An 18,037-nucleotide genomic window follows, 5' to 3' on the forward strand; every position below is an offset into this window, starting at 1 on the left:
CGCAGGCTTATCGCTCAGTAAATGACTGTGATAATGTGAGCTGATACAGCGACCGTTAAAAGACGAAAAATATGTCCAACCTAGTAAAAGTTATACTCATTCTTTGTCTCACATTAAGTGTAGCGAACTCGTGGGCCAACACACTACAGAAACCTCTCTCCAACCCGGATCGCTGGCTGCTTCTCGAATACTCAAGTCTGGAACCTAACAAGGTAGAGTTTTCTGATAACCGTATGCTGATTGAAGTGGATAACTCAGCCAGTCCGATTATTTATCCTTTTGATTCACCTCAGTCACTCGAAGCTATTTCACTGAAGCTGAAGCTGGACGGGCAGCTTATGCTGGAGAAGCCATTACAGGGCAGCAAGGGAAATGATGATTTTGTATTCAGGCTAGGTGTGGTTTATGAAGGTGAGCAGACCCTGAATTTCTTCCAGAAGGCTATCGCCGCAAAGTGGGTTAAACAGCTTTTTGCTCTGGCACCGAAAGGTACTGGTGTTGACCACATTTCATTTTTTAATGTTTATTCTGACGACCGTCTTGCTGGGAAAGACCGTACTCATCCAGCGTCGGATTTAATGAAGGAAACCTTTCAGGACACATTAGCAGAAGGAAAGGCAGTCTCTTTTCAGTGGCATCCGGATCCTGAGAAAAAAGTACTGGGGCTTTGGATCAGTTCAGACGGGGATGACACTGACTCAAACTATTCAGTAGAAATCAGTGACCTTCAGTTGCACAGAACAAAATAATAAATAGTGCCTTTAAGGCTGAATTCAACCTTCCGGTACACCTAAGTATTTGCTGGTGTACCGGTATCGAAACCCAGTTTGATCGCAGATGCGACACTGGCCGAAGTCTGCACCAGATTCTTCTCTGCATGCATCAAAGCCACAGATAAAGGCACAGAGTCCGACACGGTGGCGTACAACCCCAGGAAACTGTCCTGCAATGCTTCTACCCCCTGTCCAAATGAACCAGCAATACCCAGCACAGGGGTATGAACAGACCGTGCCAACCTGGCAACGCCGATGGGAGCTTTTCCGGAAAGTGTCTGGGCATCCATTCGCCCTTCACCTGTAATGACAAAATCTGCAGATTTAAACATCCTTTTTGCCTGAACAGTTTCCAGCAGCATTTTAATGCCAGGCCTGATTTCATAATCAAACAGTAACGACAGTCCTATTGGAGAGCCTCCTGCTGCACCCATGCCAGGAAAATCAGGATTGATCTCAGGTTTCAATTCACTGCTGACTCGACAGAAACTGTCTAAAGCCTCATCCAACGCTGCAACCTGCACTTCTGATGCGCCTTTTTGGGGGCCAAATACATGACTGGCTCCATCGACACCACACAGCGGGCTATTTACATCGCAAGCCAGTATCAATTTAATTTTCTTTAAACGAGGATCAATGCCGGAAAGATCAATTCGACCGATATTGGACAGCGCGTCACCACCAGGCTCCAGTTCCTGCCCCTGATAATTCAGCAGTTTACCACCCAGCGCCTGAACCATTCCGGCACCACCGTCATTGGTTGCGCTCCCGCCCAGACCAAGAATAATTTTTCGTACGCCTGCTTCAACGGCTTCTTTTAACAGCTGCCCTGTGCCAAAGGTGGTTGCTCTGGCAATGTCTCGTCTATGGGGAGGAATCAGTTGCAAGCCAGAGGCAGAAGCCATCTCAATAACTGCGGTATGGCCGTTATCTACCAGCCCCCATTTGGCAACGACGGGTTCACCGAGAGGATTAGCCACCACAGAGTACCGTTCTTCTCCCTTCAAGGCATAGAGAAAGGCGTCTACAGTGCCCTCACCTCCATCGGCAAGGGGCAGCTTTAAATAGTGAGCATCAGGAAGTACTTGACGAAAACCCTGCTCAATACAGTCAGCGACCTGAATCGCTGTAAGAGACTCCTTATATGAATCAGGAGCAATTATTATTTTCATTTTGTAATATTATTGTTTGCCGGATACAGCAGATTAGCACAGCTAATCAGGCATAAGCTTCCTCAGGAAGGTAGAGCGGATAGAGTGACTGCTCTTCGTGTTCGATCCTTCTGACCAGTACCTCACCAATGCCTGACAACTCTGAAGCGAAATTCTCTTTCATCTCCGAGTTCCATTCAGCCACTTCATAGCGAGTAACAAACTGATTGACAGCACGACCGATGTGCATCATTTCCTTACGGAACTCTAGAGCAATAGTTTGTGTTTCCGGGTCGTTGGCAAAGCTTCTGGAAAGGTAAACATAGAGTTTTACGTTTTCTGTAAGAAGGTGTCCACGCAGTGAGGTTGCAAAAGTCTTCAAATGGCTTTGAGTAAGCGACCAGTTCTGTTTTTCGGCCGCTTCTGACATCTCACCAAAAATGCTCAACAATTCCTGATGTTCATCCGACAGCTGGCTAATCAAATCAGGGTCGTAACCAAGTCCTGCTGTGATATTGCCTTCTACTTTCTCAACTTTAACTTTTGCCTTTCTTTTGAAGAACTCAAACATACGACACCTTCCATGTACAAGCTGGAAGCTCTATTCCATCACAAACTTAATATGACAACAAATGATTAACGCAGTTTCTTTGCCTCAAGTTTTCTATCCAGTTCTCGGTCTACATTTCTTAATGAGCGCAAAAACAACCCCAGGCCTCCAACACTGAGCACCAAGATGGTGATCAGCTCAAAAGCCGTCATATTTCTCAACACAAAATGGGTCGAGGAGATCACACCAAGGATCATTGCAGCCAGTGAACCAAGGCTCAGTACCCAACCGATAAAATTACGGCCGTTATAAAACAACATACCTACCCCGAAAATAAAGGGCACCATGATCATGCCACTGGTTATTCCAAAGGTAGATCCAAACATGGAAACACCAAACAGCTTTCCTGCAAGGCCAAAGCTGGTTGTAACCCTGATGGATTGCAGCAGCAAATAAAAGCCGCCGCACATCATTACAATACCCATCAAAAACGGGCCAACACCGCCACTGGTTCCACCTGCACCACGCATAATTTATTCCTCTACCACTGGCTGTTGTTGAGTCGCTATTTTCTTAATAGTCTTCCGCTGAGTTACCTGCTTGTTCTGGTGACTTCTCAGCTCCGCCGTCAGTTCATTCACCTTGCGAAGAATATTCAGGTCCAGTCCGATTTTTTCATTCATGGCTCTGGCAACGGGAACAAATGAAGTCTCTATAGTGCCCGCCAACTGGCTCAGTACGTCCTGAAGACCTGGTACCGGATGATTCACCACCTCAACATCAAGACTGGAAGCAGCAATGGTGCTATTAAGCTGGTCCAGTCTTTTAGACAGCACAACAGCCAGTTTTTCCAGTGATGGTTGATCAGCACCAGCTGAAGAAGCTGCCTGACCACTTTGCAGAGTGGAATTGATTGCACCCAACTGGCGATTCATATCCACAACCTGACCAGCCATCATGGTCAAACTGTCTGCCCCCTCACCACCCAGTGACACCTGCTTCGTATACTCTTCCTTGATTGTCTGCCAGCGCTGTTGGCCTTCACCTGCCAGTGTTCCTCTCAATTCAGCAAGTTTCAGCAGATTCTCTTCTGCTCCCTGAGTCAAGGTCTGAGCCTCACCGATATAATGATCGGCTATCAGTGACTGCAGCTCGTCATCATTCATAATGGCTACAACCTTCTCAGCCATCTTGTTCATGTTCCGATAACTGCCCTGAAGTTTGAAAGGCGGCTCAGTACGGTAGCTGTCAGCCTGCGCTGCAGAAGAGATATAACTCTGATTTACCTTGAACACGACATCCTGAATTTTCAGCAGCTTTTGTAGAACGCTGACCATCTCCTGCACTTCTGCACCACTGTAATTACCGGCCAGCTCACTAGTGGAACCGCCTTTTCCCTTGGCGATATCTAACACTTTATAAACATCATCCATACCCTGACGAGTCAGAGGTGCCAGCACCGAATTGGACGTCAGACAGTTTTCGATATAGCTGGAACAGAAAGCATCTTCACTGTCTCCGAGAATGTCGCCAAGGTTATAAATATCCGCACGGTTGGCCAGCATATCCGGAATCTTGAAAACATCTCCGGACTCCGTGTAAGGGTTACCGGCCATGCAGACACAGAACTTTCGGCCTCTCAGGTCGTAGGTTTTAGTTTCCCCTTTCCAGACACCTTCGATACGACGAGTACCGTCACACAGAGAAATAAACTTTTGCAGAAATTCAGGGTCAGTATGCTGGATATCGTCCAGATAGAGCATACAGTTGTCGCCCATTTCCAAAGCCAGATTCAGTTTTTCAAGTTCCTGTCTGGCTGTTGCATTAGGAGCCTGAGCAGGATCCAGAGACGTTACTTCATGGCCCAGAGATGGACAGTTGATTTTCATGAAGATCAAACCAAGCCGGTTAGCTACATACTCAATCAGAGTCGTTTTACCGTAGCCCGGTGGAGAAATCAGAAGCAAAAGACCCATCTGATCAGTACGACGGTCATCTCCGGCACTGCCCATCTGCTTGGCCAGGTTATCGCCAATAATGGGAAGAAAAACTTCATTAATCAGACGGTTTCGAACAAAGGAAGCCAAGGGCCTTGCCTTGAAGTCAGTCAATCTCAGAGACTTTCGCTGGTCAGCCAGCACTTTGTGCCGGGTTTCAGCGAGAGCATGAAAACGTTTAACTTCCTGTGTGGAAAACCTTGTCAGCCGATCACAAAATTCGTCCAGAACAAACGTCAATTCACCGTTGTTAAGGCGACTGTGTACACCTGACAGTTTTTCAATTTTTTCTACTGCGGGTAGATTGATTGATTGCCAGTTCTGTTCAGGAAATATCAGACAAATAGCTGCATCGGCCAATACTGACTCAGGCTGTTGAAGCTGCTGGTTACCAGCAAAAGCCTGTACCCAATCCATAGCCAACTGCCACTGTTTTTCAGGCCACTGTGAAAGTTGCTGCAATGTTTTTTGCCAGTCCTGCCAGGATTTACTTTGCTCCAGTTGATTCTGCAATGCCCTTGCCAGAGTCTGCCCCGCAGCACTCAGAGCAAAGCTATTATCTTCTGCTAAAACAGCAATCAGGTAGCTTGCTGTGTTCTTGCAGATACTCTGCTCACCCGGCATTTCATTGCTGTACCACCAGTCATTCAGCTCTTCTGACAACTCCTGCTCCAGCTGACGCAGAGCCCCACTGTCAAACAGCGTTTTATTGAGCATTCCAGCGTTTTTTGCACGACTGCTGATAAGTATTTGCCGGGGATTCTCCAGCTGCTGCCAGAACAGGCAGACCAGGGCACGACTGTAGCCACTGTATCTGAGCAGACCACCGGAATGCAGAGCATCCAACAGTGTTTTCAGAATGCGACTAGCGTCCTGATCATGAATACCTTTTTCATAGCCTTCCTGATAACGGGGGGTGGCAAAAGACTGAACCACTGCCAATCGTTCCCTATCATCGTGCCTGAGTTCTTCCAGACGTTTCTCATTCAGCTCATCAGTTTGCTGTAAACCTGCCTGGAAAATCTGCCAGGCTAGATACTCGGCACGATAGATTTCACTGTTTTCGGAGACCAGAGGTTGATCCCAGAGATCTTGTAGCCGATCCAGTTCTTCGTTATCGAGCTTTTCGTAGAAACGGGTTCCGGTCAGGTGCAGAAAGAGGCCTTCTTCCCTTGGAACCAGTGACACATCGAGGGCCTGCCGATTGACAGTAAACCGATGCTTGCCCAGTTTTATCAGATCACCGCCATTTTCATAGATTTCAGCTTTGTCTCTGACAGCCTTGGTGGCCTGATCCTGAATACCTTTTAAACGGGCGATTAGCGCTTCCGCTTTAACACTGTCGTCCAGCTCCATCAATGACTCGGACAGACTGCGCACCTTGTGCACCATATTATCTGCCGCAAAGAAGCTGTTCAAAGGTTCCAGTTCGGTAAACGCCTGAGTACGTTTTTCAATACCGTCCAGCACCCTGCCTGCAGAATCACTGATACGCTGAGCGCGACGCTGTCGTTCATCCATCAGCGTCTGTCTGCGTGACTGAAAACTGTCGTACAGATCATCACGCTTATCGAGAATATCGCTCAGAAATTCCTCATGATCAGCAAAACGACTTTCCAGCTCTTCGAGCTGCACCGAAAGACGTGCCAGCTCATCATCACATTTCTCAGGCGTATCACTGCGGGACAGTGCATTGGACATGTTCATGCCGAACAGTCGGAACTGTGCACCAAATTCAGCAATGGCTTCACCGGCACCCAAAGATTTCTGACGGTTCTTCAGGCCAGCTCTGACCTGATTAAGACGGGCAAAAACCTCTCCAGTACGCTCCAGTATTTCAGCTCGTACAGTGGCATCGTCCACTTCCAGGCCACTGAGTGTAGTCACCAGTAGATTCAAGCTGTCTTCCATGCTGCCAAGGCTGTTTAACTGTTCCTTCAAAGCATGGGTGGTTGCTGACTCTTCCGTTTCCTTCTGAAGGCTATCCAGCTGCTGCAGCCAGGGTTGCAAGGCTTCCGATCGAGCAGCAAATTCGACAGTCTTACCGGAAAGATCAGAAATACGTTTATCAAGCTGGGTATCCAGCTCACCCAGTCTTGCAACATCAATATAACGGGTGTCACGAATGGTCAGCAGATAGCCCTTACCAGCTTTCAGTTGCTCCAGAAAATCAACAAACTGATTGATCTGCTCAAAACGGGTACGTTGTATTTCGGTCAGTATCGCCTGTTGTTTTTGTTCAGCGTCAACCAGCAACTGACTGGCTCTTTTTCGAATCTGCAGGGCTTTATCGAACTCATCCAGAACCTGCTCACCGGTATCCATAATGGTGTTGAGATCGAGATTAAGCTCATTAACGTCGGTATGTTCCAGCCAGTGATAACTGTCCAGCAACTGACGACACTGGTCAATCAGAGCCCGATAAACCTGACTGGACGGTGACAGACCAAGTACTGATTTACTGACACTGTAGAGGTCAGACACTGCACGGACTACTTCAGCATTGCCAATCGTTGTCAGGAAGCCTTCACCCTGTGGCTGAGCAGCAGCAAATTCATCACTGCAGTAAGCCGTTTGCCAGATCTGCATCGGATGGATACGTGTTGGCTCTTCACTTTCCGATGAAAACACCACCAACCTGCCATCGTCATAAAAGGCATAACCATGACAACCCAGAGGATTGTCCATCTCCTTGCGAATGAGGTTGTAGGAGCAAAGCAATAATCGTCCCTGAAGGTGCTCATAAAACACATAAAGAACATCTTCGCCATTGGGCGATCTCAACCGACGCTTGAATTCCAGGTTACCAATATCAACCGAAGAGAACAGTTTCTCCTCCCCTGAGGTCAGGTAGTAACCACCTGGAAAAATAATACCGTGGTCTTCCGGCAATGGCAGGCAAGCCTGACCAATAACGTCCTGACGAATAACAGTCTGCATCAATGGGTTGAAAACCAGATATCGGTAATGCTCTTCACGATACGGTTTCACTTTCAGCAGTATCAGCCCGGATACTTCCGCATAGCTGATATCTGCATCATCCAGCGACTGGTGAGAATCATTGACCGGTTCTGAATAGATGCCCTGCCCTGTCTCAGTGTTATCTTCCACCTTGATGGTCAGATCACCATTGATGGTTTCGATAAACAGTTTGTCGAGTACGTTAAGATGAGGATGCGCACCGTTACTCTGGTGATCTCTGCCCAGTCGAACCCACTCAAACGGATGACTGGGTGGCAACTGCATCTCCCGCTCACCACGGTTATCTATGTAGGTCGCCTGGTTATTATCGATGGCCCAGCGAAAGACACGAATATCCGATAGGTTTTTACCAGTCTGGAATGCAGCCAGCAGCTTACTGCCGGTATTTCTCAGAGAAATCAGACGGGCTTGTTTGTAGTAGGCATAGAGTTCTCTGAAATCATTCTTGAACCGACTGTCGTCCAACAGACTGCCCGCCATATCAACGGGCTCAAAATGATAATGGCCTGCCTCTTCATGAAGCTTATAGAGTTCAAATACATCACTGACAGCAGTATCCTGCTTCAGCCCTATAAATACGTTGTAACCAAACAGCAGTGTATCGCCGATTCGAACCAGATCCCGGGCCACACAATTATTCTCTGTGCGTGCCCTGGCACGGCCAGCCATGGTCAGCTCCTGACTGCCAAAGACTTCAGTTCTCTGCTCGTTCAGGCTTTCGGTCTTTGCTGATAAAGTTTGAGCCTGGTTTTCCAGCCGTTTTCTCAGAACCTCATAAGCACCATCCTGTTCCAGTACGGCTTCTTCGGAATGCTGATCCACTGCCACTTGATTACTCCTTGTTAAGTGTGTAGACACACAACATTGAATATGAAGTGACTGTGTGCCCGCCTGTGGCGGGCACATAGTCTATGAATTCATGTGTCTGTACAGGTGACTACTTGGCAATAAGTCCCAAGTTTAACTTCAGAGTTTCTACTGCCTGCTTCACACGTTGAGTCAGAGTAAACTCGGTTAAATCGCTGAACTCACCCGCATCAAAAAAGACACCGTCACAGTAAGTACAGGCTTCATACTGAATATGCAGCTGAACACGGTCGGTCATCGGGGTCATTTTCTTGCTGCACTCAGGACAGTCAATGTCCCGATGCTCGTTGTAGGCTGAAGCAGCATTAGTATTACCACTATCCAGAGAGGGTATTTCAGCCAGTTTTCGAGCTATTTCGTGACTACCATCCTTAAACCAGATGCCATTGCAACCACCACATCTGAGTGCAGAAAACTCCGGTTCACTGATGTCGTTCATCAGGTTCTGACACTTTGGACAATCCATGTTAAATCCTCTTGAACTACTTTGATCAGCTCAGGTCTTCCGGCCCTGACATTCAGGGCCGGAGACATCTACTCAAGCACTTTCTTTCTGTGCTGCACTCATCAGTGCCTGAACAGCATCCTGCTTGTCGCCTTTACGATTCAGAAACTGGGTCAGCAGACCAGCAGCTCCCTTGAGAGTGTCTGACTTATCCAGCGCACCATCCAAAGACTTGCCTACTGACAGGGCTTTAACAAAGTTGTCAAAGTAGTTGCCATCGCCGGCAACAATGTCGATGTTAGCTTTCTTGAGTGCTTCAGCCAGAACCAGAGCCTGGTCACCAGCAATGCCCTTGTTGGCTTCGATACTGGCCATGGATTTGGTCAGCTCGGCATTCAGCTTCAGACGGAATTCTTCATGAGAACGTGCTCTGTCGTCCATCAGGTTCATGGCGTCCAGTTTCTCTCGCAAGCCATCAGCCTCAGCTCGTGCTTTCAGGCGCATGGATTCAGACTCTGCTTCACCACGTCTGGCAATGGCTTCCGCTTCTGCCACCTGAACCTTGACGTCTACTAGCGCCTGCTTCTCTTCACCAGCAGCATCCGCATCTTTCACGCGAACCTTGGCCATGCCTTGTTGCTCTTCGGCAACAGCTTTGGCAACACCCTGCTTTTCAATGCCTTCAGCTTCCGCAGACATTTTTTCACGCAGCACAGCGGCTTCAGCCATTCCTTCTTTTTCAGCAGCGTCAGCACGAGCAATTTGCACTTCAGCTTCAGCTAGACCCGGCGCAGCCTGTTCAGCCTTGACACCTTCAGCTCGCTTCATCGCGGCTTCAGCATCCTTGGCAGAGATTTCCAGATCAGCATTGGCCAGTGTCATTTTTTCACGGGCTTCATGGGTTGCACGCTGTTCAGCCGCTTCAGCAGCTTTCAGCTCTTTCACCAAAGCTTCTTCTGCTTGCGCTTCAGCCTGAATGACCAGCACCTGTTTAGCACGCTCTGCTTCAGAAACCTCACGCACTTTCTTTATGTTTTCTTCTTCTTCTGCCACTGAGCGATCAACAATTACACGCTCACGAACGACATCAGCTATCAGACGTTTTTCTTCTTCAACCGCTTTCTCTTTGGCAATGTTTTGGAGATCAACTTCTTTCTCTCTTGAGATTGCTTCAAGCTGGCGAACTCTTTCCACCTTTTCTGCTTCAATGGCTACAGCACGCTGACGATTCTTTTCAGCCACTTCTACTTCGCGCTGCTTGTTCTGTTCCTGAACTTCAAGCTCCTGGTCTGTTTCCAGCTTGGCTCTTTCGGCTTTGAGGCGCTCTTCAGCAGTTATTCGCTCAATTTCAGCTTCTTCACGTGCTTTGACAGTTTCAATTTCCCGTCTCTGACGTGCTTCAGCATCAGCCTGTTGGCGCTCCAGCTCCAGAATCATTTCCTGGGCTTCAACGTCTTTCTTCTTAATCTGCATTTGCTCATCACGCTCCAGTTCATTGGTGCGGACATGCTGAACAGCCGTCAGTTCTGTGATTTTTCGAATACCCTGGGCATCAAGAATATTATTCTTATCCAGCTGAGATACGGGTGTCTGCTCCAGATAATCTATGGCAGCGTCTTCCAGCACGTAGCCATTCAGGTCATTACCAATAATGGCGATGATCTTGTCGCGAAACTTGTCACGTTCACGATACAAGTCTTCAAACTCCATCTGCTTACCCACTGTCTTCAGTGCTTCACTGAACTTGGCACTGAATAACTCTTCCAGAGTTTCACGATCTGAAGCTCGCTCACAGCCAATGGCCTGAGCCACTTTCATCACGTCATCACGGGTTTTGTTTACGCGAACAAAAAAACCTACGGTAATATCGGCGCGGATATTGTCCTTACAGATCAGACCATCACTACCACGACGATTCACTTCCAGAGTTTTCAGAGAGATATCCATAAACTCTTTCTTGTGAATGACGGGCCAGACCAACCTGCCGGTAAAGGTAACTTCCGGCTCTGACTTAAGCGTGTTGACGATCATGGCAAAGCCCTGCTGGACCTTGATATAAAATCGACTGACGATAAAGGCAAGCCCGAACAGCCCTACCAGTCCGAACAGAAGAACAGTAACAAATGGCATAATGACTTCTTCCACAGGCATAACAGCTCCTTGCTAATTAACCTTTAAAGGTGACCCGAAAAGTGAGTTGAATTGTTATTAGTCAGCGTGAGCTATCTGATAGCTGTGATCACGCTCGCTGTACTCAATCAGAATAATTCTGTCGCCTTTTTTGAAAGCGCTGGAATTATCCCGAATCTGAAGCAGAAGGCCTGCACCACCGTCAGCCAGTTCTGCCTGGCCAAATTGTTCGGTAACGCTGCCTGTTGTCACGACACAGATGCTTCCCAGAAGTTCACTGTTGGTCTGTGCTGTATGGTTGTTAAAGACATTTCGCATGGGGCGAATAACTCTGGCTGTCATGATTACAGCCAGAAAAAAACTTCCAGGAATGGCGGAAACTGCTGCCAGCCAATGCAGCAAACCGACAGGCAGTAGCGGCATCAGTAGTAAAGCCATGAAATAGCAGCACAACCAGCCAAGCGCGATAATAATGGAGAACACAACGGTAACCGGCACACCATTGAGACCAAAAGTCAGCATAAAACCCGCCAGACCTCCAAGCCCTTCGGTGCTGCCATCCATATCCAGATCAAGGTCACCATCCAGAAAATCCAGATCCAGCACGCCAACTATGGCCAGTAACCAGTAAACGCTGACTATAGCCAGCAGCATGCTCCAGACCACCGTTGGAAAGCTGAAACTTATAGCTAAAAACTGCTCCATCAGTACTTCCTGTTTATTCTTTTCGTGATTTATTCATCAACAGATCTGACGATAAAGTTCGTACTCTTATGGTCGTATACTTACGAATACTTCGAGACTATCAACCCTGTTCCAGCTGTTTACTCCTTGTATAATCAGCCAGATATTCTGCTGCCTTTCGCTTGATAGCTACTCGATCGTTTTCGTCTATACCATAATGCTGTGCCAGCACTTTTATTTCTTCGTCTGTCAGGGATACTGAAAGCCTCAATCTTCTTGGTCTTTCTCTGATTGGCAGACCCAGCAACTGTCTGACCCTGTCGGACGGCGTCAGATCCATCTCTAACGCTTCACGGCGAATTTCTTTCTGCAGATCTGCCTCCAGATCAAACGCCATCTGCACCGCTTTCACTGCTTTGGCTTCATCACTCCAACTGCTGGGCAATTTTTTCTTTCGTGAGTTTCTGGATTCAGACACCCGTTAAGGCTCCTTAACTTATGGCTTCTTTGTCTCGTAATCGCGCCAGTATATCTTCAGCCTGCTTTTTCTGCCCACTGATTCCGGCTTCTGCAAGTTTGTTCTTCAGGTTGGCACCAGACATCTCGGCGTCCAGCTGCTTTCCCGCTTCAAGACGATCGTCGTATTCTTGCTGCTTATTCTTGATACGATCAAGAGTTTCTTTAGCGGTTACCATTTTTGAGTCTGCAGCAACAAAATTTTCAGAGATAGCCGCCGTAGTCTTTTGAACCTGCTCTGTAGTTTTGACCATCGCCAGCTGACGCTGGTAATCCTTCAGTTGCTTCTCAGACTCAAGGATCATCGCTTTAAGGCGTTCCGCATGCTCTTTATAGCTATCAAGAGCCGTCGCCTGCTCAGCTATTTCTGCTTCAAGGACCGCAATCTTTTCCGCAACTTCGAGTGCCAGAGGCTCATTACCCTGACTTAAAGCTGACCTTGCATAACCCTCATGCTCAATCTGGCCTGCCCGCAACTTTTCCAATTCACGCTCAGCCTGTTTAGCTTTCGCCATCACAGTCGTCAGACTGCTTCTGGCTTCTTTCAGCTGGCTCTCGGCATCAACTATTTCCTGCTCGAAAATTTTGGTGCCATTTGCATCAACCACTGCTTCACCAATTTCGCGAACACTGCCTCGAAAGAGGGTCATTAGCTTCTGAAGAATATTCATTTTTTGTTTCTCCTTAAACCAGATATTCAGAAAGTGCCTGGACAGCCTCTAATGCATTGTCATGAAGGGTGACGACTTCATGAATAATATCCTGAGGTTTCGACTGACAATGCAGAGCTCCAAACATAACAGTGTGTTCACCGGTACGGGCAAAAGAAGACAGTGGCATGGGAATGTTAAGTTCAAGCATGCTTTCCATGAGCTCTGCACGGGTTTCAGACCTGATTTCAGAGTCCTGCCATAAATAAACAATACAAAGAATCTGCTGCTCGGTGGCGGTGATATAAACAGGAAGTTCATCATGTGTCTGCAAGGTCGACACCTGCAGTTGCAGAACAGGTGTCTCCGAAGGAGACAGTCGGCCATTAAACTGATAACCATCCTGTGTCGGATGTTCTTCAAAAAATCGGGCCAGTGTTTTTATATCCATTATTAATCCCTGACATTTTATGTCGTGGGCTCAATTTACAAACAGACGACATAATATGTCAATGAAATTCACATGTTAATTTCGACCTGGATCACAGAATATTTTTTGAATCTTCTCTGCACAGACCTTAATGAAAAAGGATGAGCAATAAAAAAGGCATCTCGGGAAGACCCGAAGATGCCTTTTACTTTTATCATCAAAAGCGTGCCTATCAGTGTTCCATCTTGATCACTGCTCGTCCCTGCAATTGTCCTGTTTCCAGCTTTTCAAAGGCTTCTTCAATGAAACTGAAAGGGTAGATATCCACGTCATTACGAATCAGGCCAGCTTCTGCCAGAGCAATCACTGCCTGAGTATCAGAGATAGTCTGACCCTGGTAAGTAGTGATTTCAGCATCCTTTGGCAGTGTGCCATACCACTGCTGATTCAGGCTGCCACCGTTTGAACCGACCAAAACAAACATACCGCCTTTGCGCAGGTTTGCTATGCCATACTCAATGGTCTGATCCAGACCTACAAAATCAAATACCGCTGCGGCGCCATCACCACCAATAGCCTGCTGAATCAATTCAGCGCTGTTTTCAGCGGTGCCATCAACCACTTCATCAGCACCCAGACCTTTCACATAATCCAGTCTCGCAGGATTGGTATCGACAGCAACTACACGAGCAGGGCTTAATGCTTTCACAAGCTGAACAGCAAAACTGCCCAGACCACCCGCACCAATCACCAGTGCAGTCGTGCCTGGCTTCAGCTTTGGCAGTGCTTTCTTAACACCATGGTAAGACGTCGCAGCTGCGTCAGTCAGAGGACCGGCAGTAACCGGGTCCAGCGTGTTCAACTTGATAATTTCACGTGGATTTTCCACCAGTACATAAGGAGCCAGACTGCCGTTACGACCATAACCGCGACCATAGATGCCATAATCACAGTTGTTGTCATTACCTTCCAGGCAGTAGGAACACTTGCCACAGGAGCTGGACGACATCAGCACAACCGGGTCGCCCTTCTCGAGACCAACAACTCCTTCGCCCACTTCTTCAACCCAGCCACCGGCTTCATGACCGAGAGTAAACGGCATCTGCCACTGAATCATGGTGCCGATTTCTTCGGTCAGCTTGCACATCTTCGGGTCGGAACCACAAAGACCATTGCCGCCTACTTTGATAACCACCTGGCCAGCAGCAACTGACGGCTTTTCAACTTCAACCTGCTGAGGCTTTTCGCCCCAGCTGACCATACGGTACGCATTCATCTTCTCGGACATTACTTCATCCTCTTTTTTATTATTTAATCTGTAGACACACGCAATCGAATATTAAAGTGCTGTTTGCCCGCCACTGGCGGAGATATAGCTTCTGAATTTGCATGTCTGGGTACTTATAGGGAATTGATCAGGGAGCGTTCGCAATTACGCGATACCATAACCTTGATGCACTCTCTGCTTACTTTCAGCATCCAGAGGCTTATGATCGTGCGCTTTGCTGAATACAGGAAAGTCATAGGCCTTTTTCATCGCCAGCATGGCTTCTGTCTGCTTTAGGGAAACCAGTAACGGTGTCACAACCGGCACGATTTCACCGTCCACTTCCAGACTGTGCAGTCCGGAACGGAAGCAGTTATCACCCAGACCGCCACAGGCCATGATGATCGCGTCTGCACCGCGACGAACCAGTTCAACAGCCTGCTCAGATAATCGATCAGCCATTGGCTGCGGGTTTTCAGAAGCTTCAGGCTGCGACTCAATGTAAGGCTTGCACTCTTTCTGCACACCGTCGTCCAGCAAATGACTGGTCAGGCCATGCTCTGCGATTTGACCTTTAACCACTTCAACCTGACCAGGAAGATCAGGAACCAGCGCCGCGAATTTTCTACCCAGCTGGCTGACAAAATGCAGGGACGGCTCGCAAATACCCAAGACAGGAATATTGACGACACCACGTGCTTCACTGACACCCGGGTCGTCATAGCAGTTAACAATAATGGCATCGAAGCCATCTTCTTCCGCTTTAAGGCTGGCCTTAACAACTTCTGTTTTCAGCAACAATTCAAAGTAGGGATTGCGGTAATCATGGAGGTTGGCAGGGTCCGGAGCAGGCATAGCACTGACACCACGCACTTCAATTTTAGTGTCTGGATTCAGAACATCTTTATAGGACTGAGTAAACTGCTCGGTAAGGTAGCTCCAGTATTCCTGAGGAACCAGAGCAACCTGAATGACACAAATCTTCATTATTCTTATTCTCTTGTCGTCTCGCGCTGTTTCATCATTCTCAACAGAGCCAAGCCAAATCGTTAGTAACATCTCCTATTTTTTTTGTACAATTCAAACATTAGAGAATCATAATAAAACTGACGCTCACTGTATCAGCGCCAACAATAGAGCTTTTTTTGCACAAATCGTTATGATCTATCAGCTTGCCGCAGACTATTTTTTCAGACTTTGTAGCCCTCAGCTACGACATGCATTACCTGATATCACAGGTATTCGTTTTCCTGATGATTTACCTATCATCCCCTTGTCTCCAGATCACGTTCGATTTGCCCGATTGATCAGAACCCTTGATCAACCTCGAGTTCCTCAACTTTTGGAACACTGGCAGGCAAGGTTCAGAAACAGTCCGCTCAGCGAACACGAAGCCAGGCAGTTTATAAGACAGTTAATGGGTACCTTTGAAACTGTCGATTTTCTGCTCGATTATCGCTGCACCAGTGGCAGCCACAGGATGGATGAAGGCAGTCTTTATGATTTCAAGGTTTACCGGCCGGGTAAGAAACAGGGCTGGAGTCTGCACCTGACAACCACAGGTCAGGGCGTTTATCACTCACTGCACAGTCATCGCTTTGTTGAAAAGGGTGACCTTGTTCTGCTCTCACCCGATGCACTTTATGATTACCACCGCATACCAGAAAGTCCTCAGTGGCATTTTCAATGGGCCATTTTCCAACCGGACAGTCAGTTGCTTGACCTGATCAACTGGCCCAGGTTCGGTGACGGGCTTTATCACCTTAAAGCCGGTTATAGTGATAACAATAGTGGCTATCAGAAAATCAAACAGGCGCTGACCGAAATTGCCGAACTTGGCCATTCCTCACAGGAAAGTGTTGTTACCTTACGCACCAACCTTCTAGAGCAGGCTTTGCTCAGAGCAAGACTGATACTGCCAGACTCAGAAGCCATGCCTCTGGACTCTCGAATACAGCAGGCTATTCAATACATTGAAGAGCACTTTGTGCAGGGATTCTCGGTAACCGAAATTGCCGGTTATTGTGGATTGTCTGCAGCCAACCTGACACGACTGATCAAGCAGTACACCGGATTGAGCGTGCTCGAAATCAGGGATGAAAAGCGCATGGCTCTGGCCCGGGAAAAACTGACCCACAGCAACCTCAACATTGCCGATATTGCCGAGCTCTGTGGTTATTCCGATCAGGCTTACTTTACTCGCTGTTTTCGCCGTTATTTTTCAAGAACACCACTGGAATATCGCCAGAGTTATCTCAGGGGCCAGGCCTGACGGAAAGACCTCCAGACTCATCATAAGAAAGTCTCTAATCAGTCGAATACAACACTATCCTTTTCGTTGGTTAGCACTTATGAACAAGCTAAAAACCGCCTTCCTTGCAGCTTTTATACTGATGTTTCTTAACAGTGCCAGGGCAGAGAGTCCACTGCTGACCAGCCAGATTCCATCAGGCTTTTCCCAGCCCTTTACCAGGCTGGCTAATGATAAGGTGGAGCGAATTTTCCTGACCACTTATCAAAATACTTATAAACGGCTCAAACTTGATGGCGATCATTATCAAGCTTCATTACTGCTCAATGCTCCGATCTCAGGCCAAACGAATCGACGAGGCAGGCACCTGCTCTCGTTTTCTGCGTTTTCAGGTTTTCTGAAACTGGCAAAGTGGGGACTGGATACCGGCGCAAACATTAATATGGGTGATAAAGACAATGCCACCATGCTCAGAATGGCTATAGCCAACAAGCTTGAGTACATTGTCGAGTTTGCTCTTCGTCATGGCGCTAATCCAAATCTGCTGCAGGGAATGGCCCTTAATAACACCATGGGGGATATGAAGAACTTTGGCTGGCCTATCGCTGGCTTTGAGCTGGCCTGGAAGCATGGTGCAAAACTTAGAACACCAATGCAAAGGCAAAAAATTGAAAACTATCTGATAAAGATCACCAGTGATGATCCGGAAGCTCAAAACAGGCTCAATTACTTTCTTAATTTGCTGAACGACCCTACGGCTCTCATATCTTCAGCCATTCCCGATGAAAACAGTATCACTGCAGGCCTTATCCCAACGTATATGATTGGAAAAATGGATGGCGCCTTATTGAATGAAATCAAGCGACAACGATTCACCAAAACTCATATCGAACAATTCAATGTGAATGGCATGTATCTGCCTCACTACCTGACGTTCAACGGTATGGAAAAGAGCCTTGAACATATTCTAAATAGCCTGCCGCCTGCCGAGGCTGAGGCCTGGGTAACGAAACGCGACTATACCGGAAATGATCTGATAACTTCTGCCATCAAAAGCCTTAATTCAAAGCTGTTAAAAATGATTTTGACCTTTTCGAAAAAGTCTCTGAATGAACCCGTACCTGATATTGACGGATTCTACAGCCGCGGAGACACACCACTGCATATCGCTCTGAAATGGCATGCACCTGACGAGCTTTTTGATGTTCTATTCGATTCAGGTGCTGAAAAGAGCCTTGAAATTGAAAACAGTCGTGAATTAACACCTGAACAGATGCTTGATGCATGGTACTTGAACTCTCATGAATATCCTCGACTGAAAAGCATTTTAAAAAGAGATTGAAC

General features: G+C 47.4%; 15 protein-coding genes. 3 read left to right on the top strand and 12 right to left on the bottom strand.

The annotated features are described in order from the left end of the window. Positions 1–71 precede the first annotated feature (71 nt). Positions 72–749 carry a hypothetical protein gene (locus tag EOPP23_RS07865; protein WP_153765409.1) on the top strand — a complete coding sequence of 226 codons (678 nt, stop codon included), beginning with the start codon at positions 72–74 and terminating at the stop codon, positions 747–749. A gap of 41 nt (positions 750–790) precedes the next feature. On the opposite strand, the gene EOPP23_RS07870 is transcribed toward EOPP23_RS07865, so the two are convergent. The 12 genes from EOPP23_RS07870 to EOPP23_RS07925 all read right to left on the bottom strand — a co-directional run bounded on the left by EOPP23_RS07870 (position 791) and on the right by EOPP23_RS07925 (position 15,501). Continuing rightward, positions 791–1,945 carry a glycerate kinase gene (locus EOPP23_RS07870; protein WP_153765410.1) on the bottom strand — a complete coding sequence of 385 codons (1,155 nt, stop codon included), beginning with the start codon at positions 1,943–1,945 and terminating at the stop codon, positions 791–793. Positions 1,946–1,991: 46 nt separating this feature from the next. Beyond that, positions 1,992–2,495 carry a hemerythrin domain-containing protein gene (locus tag EOPP23_RS07875; RefSeq protein WP_153765411.1) on the bottom strand — a complete coding sequence of 168 codons (504 nt, stop codon included), beginning with the start codon at positions 2,493–2,495 and terminating at the stop codon, positions 1,992–1,994. A gap of 65 nt (positions 2,496–2,560) precedes the next feature. Beyond that, the gene (locus EOPP23_RS07880) at positions 2,561–3,004 is read right to left on the bottom strand and encodes a hypothetical protein (RefSeq protein ID WP_153765412.1); all 444 of its coding nucleotides are present in this window, start codon (positions 3,002–3,004) and stop codon (positions 2,561–2,563) included. Between the two features lie 3 nt (positions 3,005–3,007). After that, positions 3,008–8,281: a DNA repair ATPase gene (locus EOPP23_RS07885; RefSeq protein ID WP_370514710.1), complete on the bottom strand. Its 5,274-nt coding sequence runs from the start codon at positions 8,279–8,281 to the stop codon at positions 3,008–3,010. Between the two features lie 109 nt (positions 8,282–8,390). Beyond that, entirely contained in the window at positions 8,391–8,786 is a 396-nt protein-coding gene (locus tag EOPP23_RS07890) for a zf-TFIIB domain-containing protein (protein WP_153765414.1), read from the bottom strand. A gap of 72 nt (positions 8,787–8,858) precedes the next feature. Beyond that, positions 8,859–10,916, bottom strand: a complete 2,058-nt coding sequence (locus tag EOPP23_RS07895; RefSeq protein ID WP_153765415.1) for a flotillin family protein — start codon at positions 10,914–10,916, stop codon at positions 8,859–8,861. Between the two features lie 57 nt (positions 10,917–10,973). Continuing rightward, positions 10,974–11,600: an OB-fold-containig protein gene (locus EOPP23_RS07900; protein WP_153765416.1), complete on the bottom strand. Its 627-nt coding sequence runs from the start codon at positions 11,598–11,600 to the stop codon at positions 10,974–10,976. Between the two features lie 100 nt (positions 11,601–11,700). Then, a complete protein-coding gene (locus tag EOPP23_RS07905) occupies positions 11,701–12,057 on the bottom strand; it encodes a hypothetical protein (protein ID WP_153765417.1) in 357 nt (118 codons plus the stop codon). A 13-nt stretch (positions 12,058–12,070) separates the two neighbouring features. Further along, on the bottom strand, positions 12,071–12,766 hold the full coding sequence (locus tag EOPP23_RS07910) for a PspA/IM30 family protein (RefSeq protein WP_153765418.1): 696 nt from the start codon (positions 12,764–12,766) through the stop codon (positions 12,071–12,073). 13 nt (positions 12,767–12,779) lie between these two features. Continuing rightward, positions 12,780–13,196, bottom strand: a complete 417-nt coding sequence (locus EOPP23_RS07915; protein WP_153765419.1) for a YjfI family protein — start codon at positions 13,194–13,196, stop codon at positions 12,780–12,782. 211 nt (positions 13,197–13,407) lie between these two features. After that, positions 13,408–14,463 carry an alcohol dehydrogenase catalytic domain-containing protein gene (locus EOPP23_RS07920; protein ID WP_228550636.1) on the bottom strand — a complete coding sequence of 352 codons (1,056 nt, stop codon included), beginning with the start codon at positions 14,461–14,463 and terminating at the stop codon, positions 13,408–13,410. Positions 14,464–14,607: 144 nt separating this feature from the next. After that, positions 14,608–15,501: an aspartate/glutamate racemase family protein gene (locus tag EOPP23_RS07925; protein WP_153765420.1), complete on the bottom strand. Its 894-nt coding sequence runs from the start codon at positions 15,499–15,501 to the stop codon at positions 14,608–14,610. 100 nt (positions 15,502–15,601) lie between these two features. Here EOPP23_RS07925 and EOPP23_RS07930 point away from each other — a divergent pair, with 100 nt between their 5' ends. Then, a complete protein-coding gene (locus EOPP23_RS07930; protein WP_194842543.1) occupies positions 15,602–16,714 on the top strand; it encodes a helix-turn-helix domain-containing protein in 1,113 nt (370 codons plus the stop codon). Between the two features lie 79 nt (positions 16,715–16,793). Further along, on the top strand, positions 16,794–18,035 hold the full coding sequence (locus EOPP23_RS07935; RefSeq protein ID WP_153765422.1) for a hypothetical protein: 1,242 nt from the start codon (positions 16,794–16,796) through the stop codon (positions 18,033–18,035). Positions 18,036–18,037: the final 2 nt, after the last annotated feature.

This window comes from Endozoicomonas sp. OPT23, assembly GCF_009653635.1.
Lineage (GTDB): Bacteria > Pseudomonadota > Gammaproteobacteria > Pseudomonadales > Endozoicomonadaceae > Endozoicomonas_A.

Excerpts from the sequence above, each read along its gene's own strand:
- EOPP23_RS07865 (WP_153765409.1), top strand. The coding sequence starts at position 72 with ATGTCCAACCTAGTAAAAGTTATACTCATTCTTTGTCTCACATTAAGT.
- EOPP23_RS07870 (WP_153765410.1), bottom strand. The coding sequence starts at position 1,945 with ATGAAAATAATAATTGCTCCTGATTCATATAAGGAGTCTCTTACAGCG.
- EOPP23_RS07875 (WP_153765411.1), bottom strand. The coding sequence starts at position 2,495 with ATGTTTGAGTTCTTCAAAAGAAAGGCAAAAGTTAAAGTTGAGAAAGTA.
- EOPP23_RS07880 (WP_153765412.1), bottom strand. The coding sequence starts at position 3,004 with ATGCGTGGTGCAGGTGGAACCAGTGGCGGTGTTGGCCCGTTTTTGATG.
- EOPP23_RS07890 (WP_153765414.1), bottom strand. The coding sequence starts at position 8,786 with ATGGATTGTCCAAAGTGTCAGAACCTGATGAACGACATCAGTGAACCG.
- EOPP23_RS07895 (WP_153765415.1), bottom strand. The coding sequence starts at position 10,916 with ATGCCTGTGGAAGAAGTCATTATGCCATTTGTTACTGTTCTTCTGTTC.
- EOPP23_RS07900 (WP_153765416.1), bottom strand. The coding sequence starts at position 11,600 with ATGGAGCAGTTTTTAGCTATAAGTTTCAGCTTTCCAACGGTGGTCTGG.
- EOPP23_RS07910 (WP_153765418.1), bottom strand. The coding sequence starts at position 12,766 with ATGAATATTCTTCAGAAGCTAATGACCCTCTTTCGAGGCAGTGTTCGC.
- EOPP23_RS07915 (WP_153765419.1), bottom strand. The coding sequence starts at position 13,196 with ATGGATATAAAAACACTGGCCCGATTTTTTGAAGAACATCCGACACAG.
- EOPP23_RS07920 (WP_228550636.1), bottom strand. The coding sequence starts at position 14,463 with ATGTCCGAGAAGATGAATGCGTACCGTATGGTCAGCTGGGGCGAAAAG.
- EOPP23_RS07925 (WP_153765420.1), bottom strand. The coding sequence starts at position 15,501 with ATGTTACTAACGATTTGGCTTGGCTCTGTTGAGAATGATGAAACAGCG.
- EOPP23_RS07930 (WP_194842543.1), top strand. The coding sequence starts at position 15,602 with ATGATCTATCAGCTTGCCGCAGACTATTTTTTCAGACTTTGTAGCCCT.
- EOPP23_RS07935 (WP_153765422.1), top strand. The coding sequence starts at position 16,794 with ATGAACAAGCTAAAAACCGCCTTCCTTGCAGCTTTTATACTGATGTTT.